The 2,754-nt window shown below is 41.6% G+C and carries 2 protein-coding genes; both read left to right on the forward strand.

What is annotated here, in order from left to right; translation table 11 throughout:
- Window positions 1-153 precede the first annotated feature (153 nt).
- On the forward strand, window positions 154-2,520 hold the full coding sequence (locus AAF462_11415) for an NAD(P)-binding domain-containing protein (protein ID MEM7009731.1): 2,367 nt from the start codon (window positions 154-156) through the stop codon (window positions 2,518-2,520).
- 46 nt (window positions 2,521-2,566) lie between these two features.
- Window positions 2,567-2,754 (forward strand): glycosyltransferase (locus AAF462_11420; GenBank protein MEM7009732.1); only part of this gene is annotated, 188 nt, incomplete at its 3' end.

Below are 2,754 nucleotides of genomic sequence, written 5' to 3' on the forward strand. Positions count from 1 at the left end.
CTGATTATAAAATTGAATATACAAACTATGACTGGTCTTTGAACGATCAGGCAGCACAGATAAATTAATCCCAATGTGATATTATGTATCATTAACGGCAGCTAAGGCATCCATATAATAGAACATCATAGGTTATTAGGAGGATCTAGAAAAGTGATTGGAATAATCTCTAGATATACAAAATGGCTACATACCCAGTGGCCTGCAGGCATTGTGGAAAAATTGCCTGAGGTCAACAGCGACTATTCAACCAACATACCCGGGCTATATATTGTTGGAGACCTTACTGGTATACCTCTTTTAAAATTCTCATCAGATTCCGGTGCGAGAGCAGTTGAATCAATCAGGATGGATAAGAATTTTCTCAGTCAAAGAGCAAAAGACAAAAATGATGAAATATTAGATCTCGTTATCATAGGCGCAGGCGTCTCCGGCATGGCAGCGGCGCTTGAAGCCAAGAGAGATGACCTTCATTTTAAAATTTTAGAGGCAACCGAGCCGTTTTCTACAATTGTAAATTTCCCTAAAGGAAAACCAATCTACACCTACCCTACAGAGATGGTGCCGCTTGGCGATCTGCAGTTCACCCAGGAAATAAAAGAGCCTTTAGTTGAAGAGATCAAAGCTCAGACCTTGGGAAAGGGAATTAAGCCAGAGATGGCTAGGGTTGAGAAGGTAACTAAAAATGGTGATTACTTTGATATTGCAATTGCTAAAGGCGATGATCTAAAAGCAAGGCGCGTAATAGTCGGAATAGGCCGCTCAGGAAACTTCAGAAAGCTTGGAGTGCCTGGAGAAGATAAGGATAAAGTTTTTAACCGTCTTCATGATCCGACTGATTTTGAAGGCAAAAACATACTAGTTGTGGGTGGTGGTGATAGCGCACTTGAGACATCTATAGCAATTGCGAGTAACGGTGGTTCAGTCACTCACTCCTACAGAAAAGAAGAGTTTTCAAGACCAAAGCCTGACAACGTTGAGGCCATAAATATGCTTATGGCTGATCCTATGGCGGAAGTATCCATTGAAACTCCTTCTTCAGAGCGTGTGACTACCTGCACGGGAGATTTTATGCCCGGCGACCATATGCCAGGGAAAATAAACCTTCTTATGAAGAGTCAGGTTAAGAGTATTGAGGATCATGAAGTTACTCTAATCGATAAAGACAGAAACGAATTTACTATCCCAAATGATGCTGTATTTACAATGATAGGCCGTGAGGCGCCGCTAGATTTCTTTAGACGGAGCAAAGTAAAAATTAGCGGCGAGCTTGGGATGTCAGGGCTTATTGCACTAATAATATCTCTCATATTTTTTACATTTGTGTACAACTGGAAGGCTGGCGGCTCTCTTACAAAACTTTTTCAGTCAAATAACTGGTTCCCGTATAACCTGGTTTCTTTTTTTGACAGTTTAGGAAACACTAATCTTATTGAGACGTTGTCTATAACTCTTGAAGAACCCGGCTTTTATTATTCTCTTTTATACACAGTTGTTATTATCATATTCGGCTACCTGAGAATTAAGCGGCGAAAAACGCCATATATAACGCTGCAAACGACCTCGCTTGCATTAATACAGATAATCCCGCTGTTTTTACTGCCGTATTTTATTTTGCCGATAATGGGAACCTACGGGGTATTTGACACTGGTATTTGGAACACTGTTGCGAACTCTCTATTCCCAGAAGCAAATTACGGCCATGGCAGAGAATACTGGAGGGCTTTCGGCTTTATATTAGCCTGGCCGTTATTTATTTGGAATGTGTTTACTAACGAGCCTCTTTGGGGCTGGCTAGTAATAAGCTTTATTCAGACCTTTGTTATCATTCCGCTCATGATTTACTATTGGGGCAAGGGCGCTTACTGTGGATGGATCTGCTCCTGCGGAGCTATGGCAGAAACACTCGGTGACACTTACCGACACAAAATGCCACACGGCGCAAAGTGGAACAGGGTCAATATGATCGGTCAGGTAATCCTTGTGTTAGTAATTGTGATTTTCATTACTAGAGTTGTTAGCTGGGCTGTGCCTGACACTTCAATTGGCCAGTACCTAAATGGTTTATATGCAGGACTTCTCTATGACTTTAAGCCTTTTGGCATACAGCTAAACTACAAATGGGTGGTTGACCTTCTTCTTGCTGGAATAATAGGCTACGGGCTTTACTTTTGGTACAGCGGGAGAGTGTGGTGCAGGTTCATGTGCCCACTTGCTGCGCTTATGCACATCTATGCTAGGTTTAGCAGATTCAGAATTATTCCAAATAAGAAAAAATGCATCTCCTGTAATGTTTGTACCTCAGTTTGCCATCAGGGAATTGATATAATGAACTTTGCTAACAAAGGCCTTCCTATGAACGACCCTGAGTGCGTTAGGTGCAGCGCCTGTGTTCAATCTTGTCCTACGGGAGTGCTCCAGTTTGGCCAGGTCAACACTAAAACCGGTGATGTAATAAAAGTAGATGGTATACCGGCTTCTCCTGTGATAATGAGAGAGTATGCATCAAAATCAAATTAGCTATTAATATACACAAAGAGCATATACGTATATTATTATTCCCCTCATGAAGCCAATTGTACTGGTAATAATTCCAGCTTATAACGAACAGGAATCTATCGCAAAAGTAATAGCCGATATTCCCAAAGACCTCGTGAGCGAGGTTGTGGTTGTTAACAACAACTCGTCTGATAAAACAAGCGAAGTTGCTCAGAGCGCTGGAGCAACTGTATTAGATGAGAAGCAAATGGGCTA

This window comes from Thermodesulfobacteriota bacterium (assembly GCA_039028315.1).
Taxonomy (GTDB): domain Bacteria; phylum Desulfobacterota_D; class UBA1144; order Nemesobacterales; family UBA2774; genus CR02bin9.